General features: G+C 37.7%; 14 protein-coding genes. 5 read left to right on the forward strand and 9 right to left on the reverse strand.

Going from position 1 to position 15,746, the window contains the following annotated elements; all coding sequences use genetic code 11:
* Positions 1–63 precede the first annotated feature (63 nt).
* A complete protein-coding gene (locus tag OSH00_RS04500; RefSeq protein ID WP_266129434.1) occupies positions 64–675 on the reverse strand; it encodes a superoxide dismutase in 612 nt (203 codons plus the stop codon).
* A gap of 281 nt (positions 676–956) precedes the next feature.
* Between OSH00_RS04500 and OSH00_RS04505 the strand changes: the two genes are divergently transcribed.
* From OSH00_RS04505 to OSH00_RS04520, 4 genes are all read left to right on the forward strand, one after another.
* Positions 957–2,195 carry a hypothetical protein gene (locus OSH00_RS04505; RefSeq protein ID WP_266129435.1) on the forward strand — a complete coding sequence of 413 codons (1,239 nt, stop codon included), beginning with the start codon at positions 957–959 and terminating at the stop codon, positions 2,193–2,195.
* A gap of 457 nt (positions 2,196–2,652) precedes the next feature.
* Positions 2,653–2,847, forward strand: coding sequence for a hypothetical protein (locus tag OSH00_RS04510; protein WP_266129859.1), 195 nt, complete (start codon positions 2,653–2,655; stop codon positions 2,845–2,847).
* A 140-nt stretch (positions 2,848–2,987) separates the two neighbouring features.
* A complete protein-coding gene (locus OSH00_RS04515) occupies positions 2,988–3,947 on the forward strand; it encodes a T6SS immunity protein Tli4 family protein (RefSeq protein WP_266129436.1) in 960 nt (319 codons plus the stop codon).
* Positions 3,940–5,682 carry an esterase/lipase family protein gene (locus OSH00_RS04520; RefSeq protein ID WP_266129437.1) on the forward strand — a complete coding sequence of 581 codons (1,743 nt, stop codon included), beginning with the start codon at positions 3,940–3,942 and terminating at the stop codon, positions 5,680–5,682. Before OSH00_RS04515 ends, OSH00_RS04520 begins: the two co-directional genes overlap by 8 nt.
* A gap of 127 nt (positions 5,683–5,809) precedes the next feature.
* Here OSH00_RS04520 and ychF read toward each other — a convergent pair whose 3' ends face one another.
* The 8 genes from ychF to OSH00_RS04560 form a co-directional block, all read right to left on the reverse strand.
* Complete coding sequence (gene ychF / locus OSH00_RS04525; protein WP_266129438.1) at positions 5,810–6,901, reverse strand: redox-regulated ATPase YchF; 1,092 nt, start codon at positions 6,899–6,901, stop codon at positions 5,810–5,812.
* A gap of 232 nt (positions 6,902–7,133) precedes the next feature.
* Positions 7,134–7,793, reverse strand: a complete 660-nt coding sequence (locus tag OSH00_RS04530; RefSeq protein WP_196076714.1) for a methionine ABC transporter permease — start codon at positions 7,791–7,793, stop codon at positions 7,134–7,136.
* A complete protein-coding gene (locus OSH00_RS04535) occupies positions 7,774–8,838 on the reverse strand; it encodes a methionine ABC transporter ATP-binding protein (RefSeq protein WP_266129439.1) in 1,065 nt (354 codons plus the stop codon). The genes OSH00_RS04530 and OSH00_RS04535 overlap by 20 nt, the downstream gene beginning before the upstream one ends.
* Before the next feature lie 11 nt (positions 8,839–8,849).
* Positions 8,850–9,686 (reverse strand): MetQ/NlpA family ABC transporter substrate-binding protein, encoded by an 837-nt coding sequence (locus tag OSH00_RS04540; RefSeq protein WP_266129440.1) that lies wholly within the window; start codon positions 9,684–9,686, stop codon positions 8,850–8,852.
* A gap of 10 nt (positions 9,687–9,696) precedes the next feature.
* Positions 9,697–10,578, reverse strand: coding sequence for a MetQ/NlpA family ABC transporter substrate-binding protein (locus tag OSH00_RS04545; protein ID WP_196076717.1), 882 nt, complete (start codon positions 10,576–10,578; stop codon positions 9,697–9,699).
* A 39-nt stretch (positions 10,579–10,617) separates the two neighbouring features.
* Positions 10,618–12,051: an LLM class flavin-dependent oxidoreductase gene (locus OSH00_RS04550; RefSeq protein ID WP_266129441.1), complete on the reverse strand. Its 1,434-nt coding sequence runs from the start codon at positions 12,049–12,051 to the stop codon at positions 10,618–10,620.
* Positions 12,051–13,283: an SfnB family sulfur acquisition oxidoreductase gene (locus OSH00_RS04555; RefSeq protein WP_266129442.1), complete on the reverse strand. Its 1,233-nt coding sequence runs from the start codon at positions 13,281–13,283 to the stop codon at positions 12,051–12,053. Before OSH00_RS04555 ends, OSH00_RS04550 begins: the two co-directional genes overlap by 1 nt.
* Positions 13,284–13,312: 29 nt before the next feature.
* Positions 13,313–14,518, reverse strand: coding sequence for an SfnB family sulfur acquisition oxidoreductase (locus OSH00_RS04560; protein ID WP_266129443.1), 1,206 nt, complete (start codon positions 14,516–14,518; stop codon positions 13,313–13,315).
* 397 nt (positions 14,519–14,915) lie between these two features.
* Between OSH00_RS04560 and OSH00_RS04565 the strand changes: the two genes are divergently transcribed.
* Positions 14,916–15,680, forward strand: coding sequence for a glutathione S-transferase family protein (locus OSH00_RS04565; protein ID WP_266129444.1), 765 nt, complete (start codon positions 14,916–14,918; stop codon positions 15,678–15,680).
* Positions 15,681–15,746 lie beyond the last annotated feature (66 nt).

A 15,746-nucleotide genomic window follows, 5' to 3' on the forward strand; every position in this document is an offset into this window, starting at 1 on the left:
ATTTTATTTTTTTAATTACTGAATTATGAGGCATTAGCATGAGCATTGGATCTATATAATATTTCATTTAATCGCTTCTACAAAACGACGATTCACTTCTTCCCAATTGATGACATTGAAAAATGCTGCAATATATTCAGGACGACGATTCTGATATTTTAAATAGTAGGCATGCTCCCACACATCAAGCCCTAACACTGGAATATTGCCATTCATCAGCGGAGAGTCTTGGTTCGCACTGCTTTCAACAATCACTTTTTTTTCAGGCGTGACGCTTAACCATGCCCAACCACTACCAAATCGTGTTAACGCTGCTTTGGTAAATGCTTCTTTGAATTTTTCAAAACCACCAATATCTTTTTCAATCGCCTCAGCAATTTCTTTGATCGGTTCACCACCACCTTGTGGGCTCATCACTGTCCAGAATAATGAATGATTGGCATGACCACCTGCATTATTAATGACATTGTTTTTTAACTCAGCAGGAACTTCATTTACTTTTGAAACCAATGCTTCTACAGATAACTTTTCCCATTCAGTGCCTTCGATCGCTGCATTAATATTATTGATATAGGTTTGATGATGCTTGGTATGGTGGATTTCCATTGTTTGAGTATCAATATTGGGTTCAAGTGCATCATAAGCATAAGGCAGTTTTGGAAGAGAGTAAGCCATTAAACAATCCTGTTCAGTTAAATATAATATTAATGTTAATAATTATCATTATTATATAGGATTTAAAAAAGTGCAACCAGCAATACTCGATTATTGCGGGCTTATTTTCAAAATACGAACAAAGCAATAGGCAAAAAATTCAAAAAGTGAAATGGGGAGTTACAATCATGAAAAAGTGTGAAAGTTGTTACAAGTTTAAATTTTTTTTAAATAAAATGCTTTTATTGTTAAGTAAATATTGATAAAAGGGTGATTAAATCCATATTGTAACGATAGTAGAGATGACTAAAAAGTATAAACTTTATCCAATAAAAACCATTAAAGATTGGGAAAATGAAGATTGGGATGTATATGAAGAGCGGAAGTCTCTTTCAGGTATTATGATTTACCGGGGCTGGCCATACGCTTTAACACCTCGAGATGGCATTGGTGGTGTGTTTTCACATATTCTAAGCCCTGAAATTGCAGAATTTCTTAAAGTACATTCGATTACGGAGAGTGAACAGCAACTTGGTTTAAATAGCGGTATTGTTGCTAAATTCAGAAGAAAGCTTGGTATTCAAAACAAGTTTATTTATCGAAATGATCAGTGGATCCTTGAGCATAAAGATGAGCTTTTATATGATAGTCTTGATACACTAAAAGCAAAATATGGTCTTAAACGAACCCAAGTTTACCAACATAAAGAATGGTTGTCAGAGTTAATTGATATACCTAAAAACAAAAAAATGAGAAAAACTTCAGCAGATGATCTGCAAGAACAATGGTTCCAAAAGCATAAAGCGCAAATGACAGAAATGGATATAGAAGAGATAGCTTTAAAGTTTAATGTTAGTCCTTTTATCGCAACAAAAACCTATAATCGTATTCGTCAAGAACTTGGAGAGTTAACTTTTTCAGCACAATTTCAGCAAAACAAGCAGGATAAATATCAATGGTTGTTAGATCACCAAGACGAATTATTAAATTCGGGCAAAACAGTTGCAGAACTGGCTGAGCAATTTCAAAAGACCAATGGGCAAATTTTAAGAGCGAAAGCCAGACTAAGAGAAATTTTAAAAATACAAAAAGTACAAGATCAAAATCGCGAATGGTTGTTGGCAAATCAAGAGATTTTATTTCATTCAAAACTAAGCAAAGAAGAAACTGCAAAAAGATTAAGCATCGAAACTAGTCAGGTTTATAGAAGAAGAGGAAAGCTGAAAAAACTGCTGAATATCCCACATCATAACGATCTAGTTCAGTCTTGGCGTTTAGAGAATCAAGAGGTATTACTTTCTTTGCATTTGTCGATTTCTGAAATTGCTAAAATACTGAATCGGAAAGAAGGATATATTGTCAGAAATAGAGAGATTCTTCGAAAATGTCTCAATATTTCACTCAAGGATCAAATAAAAGCATGGGTGCTAGAGCACCAAAATGATTTAGAAAATTTAACGGTGGATCAACTTCAAAAAAAATATGGCATTGGGAAACATAGAATTCAAAAGTATCGAAAACTTTTAATCGAACTAAAATAAAATGAGAGACAATTCGGGGCTTAGTCAAACAACTCTAGGGCTTTAACCACCAATGACTTCTTATTTTTTGATTTAACGTTTTGGCAGTTGTACTAGGTGTGTACCAAAGGGGGAGTGATATGGGTTTAAATTATTAGACTTCTTGTTAAAACAAACTTTGGATGTTTTTTAATGTTGTTCAATTTCATAATAGAAAGACCATCTATATTTTAACTAAAAACTATATTGCGATCATAAGCTCATTTTTTAACTCAGCTTAGAAGCTTATTTTTTAAACGGTGATTTGAATTTTAATAATTATTTGATGATCGTCTCAATAATAAGAAAAAAACAAATGATCATCTAATTCATAATGAGATTTTTTAAAGACCATAAACTTAAAAATGTAATTGATTATCATTTGAGATATTCTTCACCTTGTGTTAAGTTTTCCTTTATTAAATATAAGGTCATAATAATGTTTAATAATATTTTTACTTTTTTCGATAGATTGAGATATACAACACAAAAACGTGCCATCCGTGTTCAGTTTTCAAACTCACAACTCAATGCCCAAGTGATGCTGCAACGCATTGATGGTTATCATGCCATCAATGCGGGATTATCCTTTGCATTATCCCGATGGAATGCCTGCAAAAAACTTAAAATATAAAATTACTACTGAAAATGGTCAAATATTTCAAGGTACTTCAGATGAAAATGGAAAAACAAAAATGTACAACTCGGATTCAATGAAAAATTTAAAAATTGAAATATTTACAGAACAATGAGATTTCGAATGAAAAAAATAACATGATTAATTTCAAAGATACAAAAAATATTTGTTTGGGACGTATTGAATTTACTGTCCCGAAAGAAACTGATGTTAAATTTGGTACATTTTCGTTTGATGGAAGTGATTTTAAAATTGCTGAAGAGGTAACAACTCTTGATCAGTATGATCAATTTATCAAAGATAAAATACAAACCTTAAAACAAGAAAAGCACGAAACAGAGGGCAGTTTACTTAAACTAGAAAAAATGGGCAGTTTAAAACTGAATCAAAGATCAATTAGCCATATTATTGTTTATCGTCCTACTGAGTACACTGATGGTTTGTTCTTTATAGATGCGTTTATTTATTTAAATCGAAAATTAATAAGGATGAAAAGCCCAGTAGACACTGATAAATTAATGGATGGTCTAAGAAGAACAGAAAATATTATTCAAAACTTTAAATTAAAACCATCCAAAGGACCAAATCAAGCAGGCTTATGCTGGAAGGATTACTTTATTGCAGATGATATGACTGAAAATCGCTTCTTTTTAAGTGAAGCATTTTTATCTTTTCCTTCTTATCCTGAAGTGACCATGAATATTGAAAACAGAGCAAGAGTTGAATCTGACACCCCACTTATACAAATGATTCGGAAAAATAAAGCAGGATTGCCTAAAGAAACCTTAATTTTTAAAGAAGATGTGATTAGGGAGCATGCAAGAGAAATAAATGGCTTAAAAGGTGAAGAAGTGATGACCCATTACCAGCAAAGGTTAAGCTTTGGTCGAGGCTTTGAATCTGGTGCATGGCAATATTTAGGGACTTTAGATGATCCTACGGATTCATATATATATTTAGGCTTAGAAAGTGTCGATAAAGTCAACAACAAAGCGCTAAATGCACCTCTAAATCAAAAAATCGTGCTTGGATTAAATGATTTTGTTTTAAACAATATAAAAATATCGACATTTAACCAAGGAAAACAACATGATTGAAAAAAATAATAACATTCACGCGACTTCAGCAACCAGTCCAAGTAGTAATAAAACAGGAACATGGGTAGAAATTCCCAAGCCGGATACCATTCCTATTATCTTTATTCCAGGAATTATGGGGTCAAACTTAAGAAATAAAACTGACAAAAAACCTGTTTGGCGTATAGGCAATTATGCCGGAGCGCTTGCAACGGTTTTAGAGCAGGCCAGAAAATCACCTGCCCAATTGCAAAGAGAATTGGATGCTCAAGAAACCGAAGTTGATCCAACAGGTGATTTATATATCGATCCAAGAGCAAAAATCACCAGCGAAGAAGCCAAAAAGAGACTATGGGGAACGGTACATTGGGAAAGTTATGGACCCACCTTGATGTTTTTTGAAGGGGCGCTTGCCAATGTTCGTTTAGAGGCAACCGACAAAAGTTGGTTGGAAAGTCGACGAGGTTATCAGTTAATCGTTCAAGATGATAAATATACACCCGAGTGGTTAAGTTTATTGAGTTCAAATGAAAAACAGACATGGCACCCTCAAACTGGGTTTGAAAGTATTGAGAAAAATGATATCGAAAAACTCAAAAATTTTAATTTCCCCGTTTATGCACTGGGCTACAATTGGCTTCAGTCCAATGCACTGTCAGCAGATGACATTGTAAAAATCATGAAAAGTATAAAAGCCAAATATGGGAGGAATTTTCATAAATTTATTGTGATTACACATTCGATGGGCGGTTTGGTGGGGCGAAGCTTATCTCAAAAAATGGGAGAAGATATTGCAGGGATCATCCATGGGGTGATGCCTACTGTAGGTGCGCCTGCTGTATATCGTCGCTTGGTTGCCGGTTCTATTGAGGGAAGTGATGTAAAAGATATCGCAGCTGGACTGGTTTTAGGAAAAAACACAGAACATGTAACTGCAGTATTGGCAAACTCTCAAGGTGGCTTGGAATTACTTCCCAGTAAAGATTATCGCATTATCAAAAAAGACAAAACAACAACGCCATTTTGGTTGAGTTTACGGGGTGCCGATGAAAAAGGCACCCTCCATGTTGTCAATTTGCCCAAAGCTGATCCTTATAAAGAAATATATAAAGCCCACAATGTCTGGTGGGAAATGGTCAAAGATGAACTGATTAATCCACTTAATAAAAAATATCCTGTTGGTTCTCCAAGAGCTATGTTTAATACATTAATTGATGGAGTACAAAAATTTCATAAATCTATTGCAACACATTACCATCCCCATACCTATGTACATTTTGGTGCTGACCCTAAAAACCTGACTTACGGTACACTGCACTGGAGTCTAGATCGACCTTTGACAGGTCTAAACCCAACCCAATTACACACATTACCGCGTGTAAATGGGCAAGAAATTGAAAATAAAAATAACCAAGTACTTGCCCAAATGAAGCAGATCAAAGATAAAAAGGAGAAAAAAGAATACCTTGATAAAAATTTTATTCCGAACAATGGATTTAGATATATAAGGTTAGCGAGTGGTAAATATGGAAAATTTACGATTTCCAGTAAGAATCTATATGGGGATGGGACGGTTCCATTTTTTTCAGGTGTTGCTCCAATATCACCCATTAAACAAAATGGCATCAAACAAGTATTTCAAATGGAAGGGTTTGATCACCAAGGGAGTTATGCTAACCAACACGTGAGGAGAAGTGTTTTATATTCAATAGTTAAAATAATAAAAGACAATAATATTCAGCCTAGAAATCGATAAATATTCTGATACAGACTGATTGCGATAAAGAAAGATTAAATGATCTGATCATCAATCACATTGCATGATGAAATTTGAATCAAAAAAAAACAGGTTGAAGAAATCTTCAACCTGTTTAATGAGTGTGTTAAACGTTAAAACGGAAGTGCAATACATCGCCGTCTTGAACGATGTATGTTTTGCCTTCTAAACGCCATTTGCCTGCTTCTTTCGCACCATTTTCACCATTGAATTGAATGAAGTCATCATAAGCAATACATTCTGCTCGGATAAAGCCTTTTTCAAAGTCAGTGTGAATTACACCAGCAGCTTGAGGAGCAGTTGCACCCACTTTTACAGTCCAAGCACGAACTTCTTGTACACCCGCGGTAAAGTAAGTCTGTAAACCCAGTAAGCTATAGCCTGCACGGATCACAACGTTAAGACCTGGTTCTTCCATGCCTAAGGCTTCAAGAAACTCTGCACGATCTTCATCATCTAAAAGTGAAATTTCAGCTTCGATTTGGTTGCAAAGCGGAACAACAATAGCATTTTCCTCAGCAGCTAACTTTTTCACAGCATCAAGATGTGGATTGTTTTCAAAACCATCTTCTGCAACGTTTGCAATATACATGGTCGGTTTTAAAGTCATTAAACCAAAACCACGAACCAGTTTACGCTCATCATCATCTAAATCAGCAGCACGAGCAGGTTTACCTTCATCAAGCAATGGTAAGATTTTGTCGAGCACCGCTTTAGTTGCAACAGCTTCTTTGTCGCCACCTTTTGCTGATTTTGCTAAACGAGTAACTGCTTTAGTGACGGTTTCCAAGTCAGCGAGCGCAAGTTCAGTATTGATGGTTGCAATATCATCGAGTGGATCAATTTTACCATTTACGTGGATGACGTTTTCATCTTCGAAACAACGAACAACGTGTGCAATCGCATCAGTTTCACGAATGTTTGCAAGAAATTGGTTACCTAAACCTTCACCTTTCGATGCGCCTGCAACCAAACCTGCAATATCAACGAATTCCATTGAGGTTGGAATGACACGTTGCGGTTTTACAATGGCAGTCAATTTGTCTAAACGTGGATCAGGTACAGGAACAATACCCGTATTCGGTTCAATCGTACAAAATGGGAAGTTTTCCGCAGCAATAGCAGCTTTAGTCAATGCATTGAAAAGAGTAGATTTACCCACGTTCGGCAAGCCGACAATACCGCAATTAAAACCCATGAAATGACTCACAAAGTGTTATATAAAAATTGCCAGTGATTTTACATGAAAGCCATAACAAAGTCAGGTCTACGCGCTATAAGTTTTTAAACAGATCATGTCTATTTGGAATATGGTGATCGATTTTTAACTATAAATCGAGTTTTTATTGGGTAAAACAGAGATGCTATTAGCGTTAAATACAATTTTATAAATAAGATCTTAGCGATCTTATTTATAAATGAAAGATCATTTAAATTTTTCGTTTGTCCAGTTGATTTGCCAGACTGTCGCCAAAAGCTTGAACAAGCATGACCAATGCAACTAAAACCACGATGACAGCAAACATGATTTGCATATCAAAACGCTGATAACCATAGCGGTATGCGATATCTCCCAAGCCGCCTGCACCGATTGCCCCTGCAATAGCAGATGAATTGATCATGGTGACAATGGTAACCGTAAAACCTGCAACAATTCCGGGTAATGCTTCTGGTAAAAGTACATGCCAAACAATCTGTTTACGGTTACACCCCATGGCTTGCGCCGCTTCAATTAAGCCTTGATCGACTTCACGTAAACTGACTTCAGCGATACGGGCAAAAAATGGGGTTGCCGCCAAGGTCAAAGGAACAACAGCAGCCCATACCCCATAACTCGTTCCAACAATCCAACGGGTTAAGGGAATCAGAGCGACCATCAAGATAAGAAATGGCACAGATCGGGTAATATTGATCACTGTGCCTAAAGCATGGTTGATCTTTTTAGAGGGATAAATTCCTTGCTCCGATGTGTTGACCAACACAACAGCCAAAGGCAATCCAATTAAAAAAGCAATAAAAGCAGAAACACCCACCATCAGGAGTGTGTCAATTGTCCCTGTAACCAGTAAGTCAATGAGTTGGTCTTGCATAACCCAATACCTCTATTTGTGCAATTTGATGCTTTAATTTTTCTTGTAGCGCTGCAAGGTCAAGGTCGATTTGTTCAGTACCTACAATCAATGTACCGACCAAATGATTTTGAATACTGTCGATATGACTTTGATATAAATGAACCGATTCTTCAAATGCTTGAAAAACTTGCAGCAGATCAGGAGAATTTTTTGGATCTGTTTCGTAGCGTAGTTTTAAAATACTATGCGTTGAATCTGGCTGAGGTACTTCAACTAGACCAAAAGGTAAATCAAGTTGTTCCAAATTTAATAATTCTTGGGTAATTTTTTGTTCAGGATGAGAAAACACAGACCAGACTTGACCAGATTCTACGATTTCTCCATGTTCAATCACCACCACTTGATCGCAAATTTCACGAATCACTTGCATCTCATGGGTAATCAAAACAATGGTGATCCCTAATTCCCGATTGATTTTTTTTAATAGGGATAGAACCACTGATGTACTTTCAGGATCAAGTGCAGATGTGGCCTCATCACACAGTAAAATTTCAGGATGGTGTACCAATGCACGTGCAATACCGACACGCTGTTTTTGACCGCCTGAAAGTTGTGAAGGGTAGTTTTGGGCTTTGTTGCTGAGTCCCACCAGTGCCAATACTTCATTGACACGTGTTTCGATTTTATCGACTTGGGCGATCTTTAAAGGCAATGCTACATTTTCCCAAACAGTCTTGGCTGACATTAAGTTAAAATGTTGAAAGATCATGCCAATTCTTTGACGTGTCTGGATCAATTCTGCATGGCTCAATTCTGCCAAATTCTGTTGATGGATATGAATACTTCCATCAGAAATACTTTCAAGACCATTGAGTGTCCGAAGTAGTGAGGATTTACCTGCACCACTTTTACCGATTATGCCGAAAATTTTGCCTTGAGGAATATCCAGATTGATATTCTTCAATGCATGAATTTTTTGATCCTGTCCCGCATAAAACTTGTTTAAATCACGAATTTTGATATGGGGGACTGAAAAGTCAACCTGTGAACCGAAACTCACCATTTCTATGCTCCTTATTTCCAGCCTGCAAACCACATATCTTTGCCGAAATCTTTATCTAGAATATTTCGAACTTGCTGTGAGTTTTGGAAAGCTTGAATAAATTTCTCTAACTTTTGATTCTTATCTTGATAATCACGACGTGTAACAAAAAGAATGGCGTATTTTTTGTCAATCGGATCTAAGAACAGCGCACTATGTGGATCTGCTTTTTTTGCCATATTGAGGTAATGGGGAAAACCAAAGATGAGGTCAGCATCATCATATGCCAATGCCGTTTGAGGACCTTCAACTTCTAGAAACTTCAACTGTTTAGGGTTTGAAACAATATCGTGTAAGGTTGAAAGTTCATTGTTGACATCTTTAATCTGAATCAGTCCAGCGCGATGGAGGAGAATCAATGCACGTGCAGAATTTACAGGGTCGCTTGGAATCACTACGCGTGCGTGCTGCGGTAAGGCGTCTAAGGACTTGTACTGTTTTGAATACAGACCGACATGACTGCCACTTCCAGTACCAAAAGCATGTAAATCATAGTTGGTCTGCTGAATGGCATTTTTTAAAAAGACACTTTGCTGGAAAAAATTAGCATCTATATCGCGGTTTTGAACTGCAACATTGGGTGCTTGCCAATCTGAGAATTCAACCAGTTTGACATGAATACCATCTTTCTCGACTTCATTGGCAACCGTCTGTAATAACTCAGCATAAGGCGGACTGATACCAATGGTAAGGACATTGTCTTTTTGCTGATTCTGTAGATAACGATAGCCAAATAAACCGAATACCACGACCACAACAGCAAGACCAATCCATAAATTTTTGTTTCTGAGTTTGGAAATTTGAGACATGAACGTTTCCTTATTTCCAACCAGCGAACCATAAGTTTTCACCAATATCATCATTTAAAGCTTGTTTGACTTTGTCGGATGTTTGATAAATCTTGATAAATTCTTTAAGTTGTTTGGCTTTGTCAGGATGTTGCTGTTCATAGTCGTCTTTTACTACAAACAAAATCGCATAGCGTGTATTGGTATTGTCATCAAGTAATAATGCTTTATTTGGATCAATGGTTTTTGCCAAACGTAAATAAAGCGGATAACTGAATACAAGATCAGCATCATCTACTGCACGCGCAGTCTGTGGACCTTCAACTTCAATAAATTTAAAATTCTTGGGGTTTGCCGTGATATCTTGTAGGTTGGATAAATGGTTGTTGGGATCTTTTAAACTAATCAGTTTGGCTTGCTGCAAAAGTAATAATGCACGACCTTGGTTAACAGGGTCATTGGGTATCACCACACGTGCATGTTCTGGTACAGCAGTCAATGTATCGTATTTTTTAGAATATAAACCCACATGTGTTGCCACACCCGTTGCAATCGGTTTGAGTTTAAAGCCAGTTTCTTTTAAAGCATTGCTGAGAAAAGGTTGATGCTGGAAGTAATTCGCATCTATATCACCATGATTCAGGGTGATATTGGGCGTATTCCAGTCTGAAAATTCCACAAGTTTAATATGAATACCTTGTTTCTTTGCTTCTTCTGCTGCAACGAGTAAGGGTTTGGCAAATGGAGGACTAATCCCAATCGTAATCTCTTCCGATGCTGTTTTTTTATGTTGATTCCAATAAAAAAGCCCTGCGATTACAGCTATAACAACAATACCAAGCAGAATAAACCTGTTCTTGGCATTGTTTTTTTGTGATGAGTGACCATTGCTTGGCGTGTTTGTTTGTGTCATGTAAGACCCCTTAAAATCAATAATATAAGTCAATGATGTTTAGACAGTTTGTGGCTGTAGATTTTCCGTTTCGATGCTATTTTTTTGTTTCGAGTTATGACATCGGAAATCGGCAGCAGGGTGTTGTTGATTCAAATAATCCCCCTGATTAAAGATTTTGTTGCGCAAAGTACCGTTTTCATATTGTGTTTTAAATCTGCCACGCTGTTGCAGTTGTGGAATGACCCATTTTATAAAGTCTTGATGGGATTCTGGTGCAACAGTACGGGTGAGGTTAAAGCCATCGATACCAGTTTCATCGATGAGTTGAATGAGTTTTTCTGCAATAGATTCGCCACTGCCGACAATCAGTGGATAACGACCGCCCAATTGATGTTGCGCCTTAAGATCATTTGGGGTGATCTTATTTTCTTTAAACTTATTGTTGACCGAAGCAATACTGTTGGTTTGGCGATAAGGAATCGCCTCATCATCTGCATATTGTGAAAGGTCGATACCGACTGAGCTGGAGTAATGTGCCAAACCTGCCTCAGGACTTGCATAACTGGCATATTCAGCTAACTTTTGTTGTGCCAGCTGATCTGTCTCAGCAGTGACCACGGTGATGCCGACAAAGATTTTAATGTCTTGTGGATCACGCCCTTGTTGCACAGCCAATTCTCGAATCTGATCTACTTGCCGTTTGATCTTTGCAGGTTGATCACCACCAATAAATACACATTCAGCATGTTGTGTCGAGAAGGCTAATCCACGTGGGGAAGCGCCTGCTTGGAAGAGTACAGGGGTACGTTGTGGAGAAGGTGAAACTTGAAATACCCCCTGACTTTGATAAAAGCGACCTTGGTGATTGATCTGATGTACTTTTTGGGGATCAGTAAAGATACGCTTTTGCTTGTCTTTTTGTATGGCATCATTTTCCCAAGAGCCTTCCCAGAACTTATAGCAAAGTTCTAAGAACTCCTCAGCTTGCTCATAACGTAAATCATGATCTTTTAAACCTTTTTCTCCAATCAAACGCTCTGCACTGTCTAAATAACCTGTCACAATATTCCAGCCAATACGACCTTGTGTGAGATGATCTAAACTCGCAAAACGTCGTGCAAATTGGTAAGGCGTTTCATAACTTAGATTCACGGTCACCCCAAAACCTAGATTTTGAGTCACTGCGGCCATTGCCGAAATCAGGGTAGAGGGATCATGACTCGGCAATTGAATGGATTCTTTTAAGGTTAAATCAATCCCGTTCTGATAAACATCATAGACTCCAGTAATATCAGCAATGAATAAGCCATCGAATAGACCTTGTTCCAATGTTTTGGCAAGATCAGTCCAATAACTCAATTCATTAAATCGATGCGATTCATCACGTGGATGCGTCCACAAACCGTGATTAATATGACCCACACTGTTCATGTCAAAGGCATTGAGTAAGATTTGCTTTTTATGATTTGATTGTTGAGATGTATTTGTCATTACAATGTCCCTCTACGTGGTGGAAGGATGCTGTTTAATACATAGTTTCCAATAAAATAATATTTCCAGCGTGAGGCATCATGTAATGTATGTACTCGTGCATTACGCCAATATCGATCCAAGCCATCTGCACGTTGGCTACCACGGCTTCCCGCCAATTCAATCAATTTGGAGGAAGCTTTTAAGGCAGTTTCAGTGCTGTGTGCACGGACTTTAGCAACATCAATCGATGCTTTTGCAATATTTTCAACTGTCGGATGAGGCTTGGCTTGGTCTATGGATTGAGCGGCTTGTTTCAATAAAGCTTCGCTTGCGCGTACATCAGCAGCCACACGGCCTAACTCATAAATAGTCAGCGGATCTTGATCGGCACGTTCTACATTGGCATCAATCCAGGCACGCGCTTTTTTAATACGCTCAATGGTTTCTTCAAATGCTGCACGAGCTATACCCGTTTCTATCGCTGCGTGCATGATTTGTGCAAATGGACCTACCAAAGTGGGTTCTGTAAAGGCAACATCAAAGCGAATCACATCTTCAGCTTCAACAAAAACCTGATTAAATTTGACTGTGCCGCTCCCTGTTGTCTTTTGACCGAATCCAGACCAATCATTGATTCGTTGTAAACCCTGAGCATCTGCTGAAATAAAAGCCAGATATTCTCGATCTTGTGCATCACGTACCAATGTCGGGATACGATGCGCAAAAAGACTGCCTGTGCAATAAAATTTTTCACCATTGACCACATAACCATGTTCAGTTTGACTGATTTGGGTATGTTTTTGTGCTGCTGTTTTGGTTTTAAACTCTGCTAAGGCATTACCAAAGCGAGCGCCGTCAAGGACTTCTTGATAAAATTTTTGTTTTTGTCGTGCTGTTCCTGTATTGCGCAATACTTCCAAAGCATAAAAATGATTTTGTGGAATTTGACCGATTGAACCATCTACACCACTGAACAAGGCAATCACTTTGGCAACGGTATGGCTTGATACCTCCGCACCTCCATATTGTTTTGGAACGGTGATCGCCCACAATCCAGACTGACTGAAAGTTTCAATTTCCTCAAAAGGTAAAATGCGCTCAGCGTCACGTAAAATGGCATTTTGCTTAAATTGCTGACTCAGTTTTTGTGCAATCTCTAAGGCTTCAGCATCAGTTTTAATGATGTGTGCCTTGGCAAATGCGTGGTTTGGTACATCCAGTGTTTTACTGATATTCTGATAAGTGCTCATATATTTCCCCTGAATAGATAATCAGATTTTTAAATCCATGCGTGGCGTTGATCTTGTGTGCCATTTAAGTAATAGTTTCCAATGGCATGTAATTTCCAACGAACAGGGTCATGTAGAGTATGTACACGAGCATTTCGCCAGTGTTGGTCAAGATTGTGAGTAGATAGGCTGGAACGACTGCCGCCTAACTCAAGCAGCTTTTCAGAAATCTGTAATGCGGCATCATTGGCATACACTTTTGCTTCAGCCACAATAATGGATGCTTTGCTGGCTTGTTGTGGCGTGACTGTGTCTTGAGCATCTAACTGATCTAAATATTCAGCGGCTTCGTCTAACAATAAAATCGATGCATCAAGTAAAATATTGAGCTCGCCGACTTCTTGTAGTGTATAAGCTTCGAAACTGGCTTTTTCTACATTGGCATCTACAATTGGACGTGCTTTATGTATTGCAGACAAAGTATCGGCAAAAGCTGCTTCAGCAATTCCTACATCTATCGCAACTTGAATCAGTTGAGAGTAAGCGCCTCGATATTTTGATGCATCCGCAAGTGGTTTTTCATCCATGATCAGTTCTGGATTGACCACCACATTTTTTAAACGTACTGTGCCGCTGGCAGTCGTGCGTTGACCAAAACCATCCCAATCGTTCGCTATCTCTACACCTTGAGCTTGGGCATTGATTATCGTGAGGACAGTATGCCCCAAAGGGTGAATTGCACGTATTGCAAGCCAATCTGCAAATGATGAACCTGTTGAATAAAATTTTTCACCATTTAAAACATATTGACCATTCAGCTGATCCAAGCGGGTTTCTATGGTTTTGGTATCTTTGCTATGACGTTCCGGACCGCCATTGGAAAGACGCTTACCTTTTAAAATTTCAGCATAAATAAACTGTTTTTGTGATTCGCTGGCAATGTTTTCGATGGCATTTAATAACCCAAACTGATTCTGGGGAATCTGTCCAACGCTGGCATCTGCCTTAGACAGAATACGGAAAACATGTGCAAGGGTTTTATTGGATACCTGAGCACCACCGTATTTTTTTGCGATACGAATCGCACCTAATCCTTTAAGACTAAATTGTTGGATGACATCAACAGGTAAAATTCGTTGTTGATCACGTATATTTCGTTCTACCAAAGCAAAATCAGCAACTTGGTAAGCTGCATTAATCGCCTGTTGATCATTTTGGATCACTGTGGCTGAGGTAGAAGAATTCAAACTAGACATATCGGCACCTTCTCATAGATACCAAAACGCTAAGCAATATTGCGGGAAAAATTAACCGAAGTATTGTGCTTAGCTTATCTCTAATTATTTTTAATAAAAAAACAGCAGAGTATTTTATAAAATGAGATAAATTAAGTTTTTGATATTTCTATTTTAATTTTAAAAATAGTTGATTTTTATTTTATTGAAATAGGTTTCTTTATTCCTGATTTAAATAAACACTAAAGAAACATATATAACTGTCGAATAAACAGTGGGTCAGATGACGAGCGATTGATGTAAAAAGTACATTGTAATTCAAGTCATGAATGTCTAAAGTACAGAGGATTGCTCAGGATTCATTCCTGTGGTTTGAGGTTGGCTAAACCTTTAATTAAAAAAATAATTTGGAGATTACATGCGTACGTTGTACCAATTCCCACTCTCACATTACTGTGAAAAAGCGCGTTGGTTGCTTGATCATAAAGAATTGGATTTTGTTGCGCAGAATTTAATACCGGGTGTGCATCGTGCTTTTGCACAATTAAAGACGGGGCAAAATAAATTACCAATTTTAAAAGATGGTGAACGATTTATTGCAGGCTCTACGCAAATCGCCTTATATCTTGATGAAATCTATCCTGAGCATCGTTTGATCCGCCATGATCCTAAATTACGTGAGCAAATCTTAGAAATTGACCAAATTGCCAATGAATTAGGTATTCATGTACGTCGTTGGGGGCTGGCTCATGCGTTGGCGGAAGGTGATGAACCCTTAGAAATTATGATTGGCGAAAAAGGCTATCTGCGTCAATTTGAAAAAATTTCTAAACCCATACTTAAAACCTTGGTGTCCAAGAGCTATCAACTTGATCAAGAAAAAGTTGAAGAGTCTAAATACAATCTCGACTTAACGATTGCCAGTTTAAATCAAACTTTGATTGACAATGGCTGCCGTTATTTTGTCGGTGATCGTTTTGGTTTGGCTGATATTTCTGTCTGTGCAATGCTGGCACCTTTATTGGAACTTGATTCTACACCGTGGGAAAAAGAGGACGCTGAACATATTTCGCAAGCGTTTGTTGATTTCAGCCAATATTTACTTGAATTACCTTTAGGGCAGTATGTCAAAAGAATTTATGCTACTGAACGTAATGCGCGTGTAGATTGGCGTGGAATGTAACATCACATCAATAAAGACTCCAATTTACTGAAAAATTCAGTATCATAGTCATGAATTGGAGATTTT

This window comes from Acinetobacter nematophilus, assembly GCF_026344175.1.
GTDB classification, from domain to species: domain Bacteria; phylum Pseudomonadota; class Gammaproteobacteria; order Pseudomonadales; family Moraxellaceae; genus Acinetobacter; species Acinetobacter nematophilus.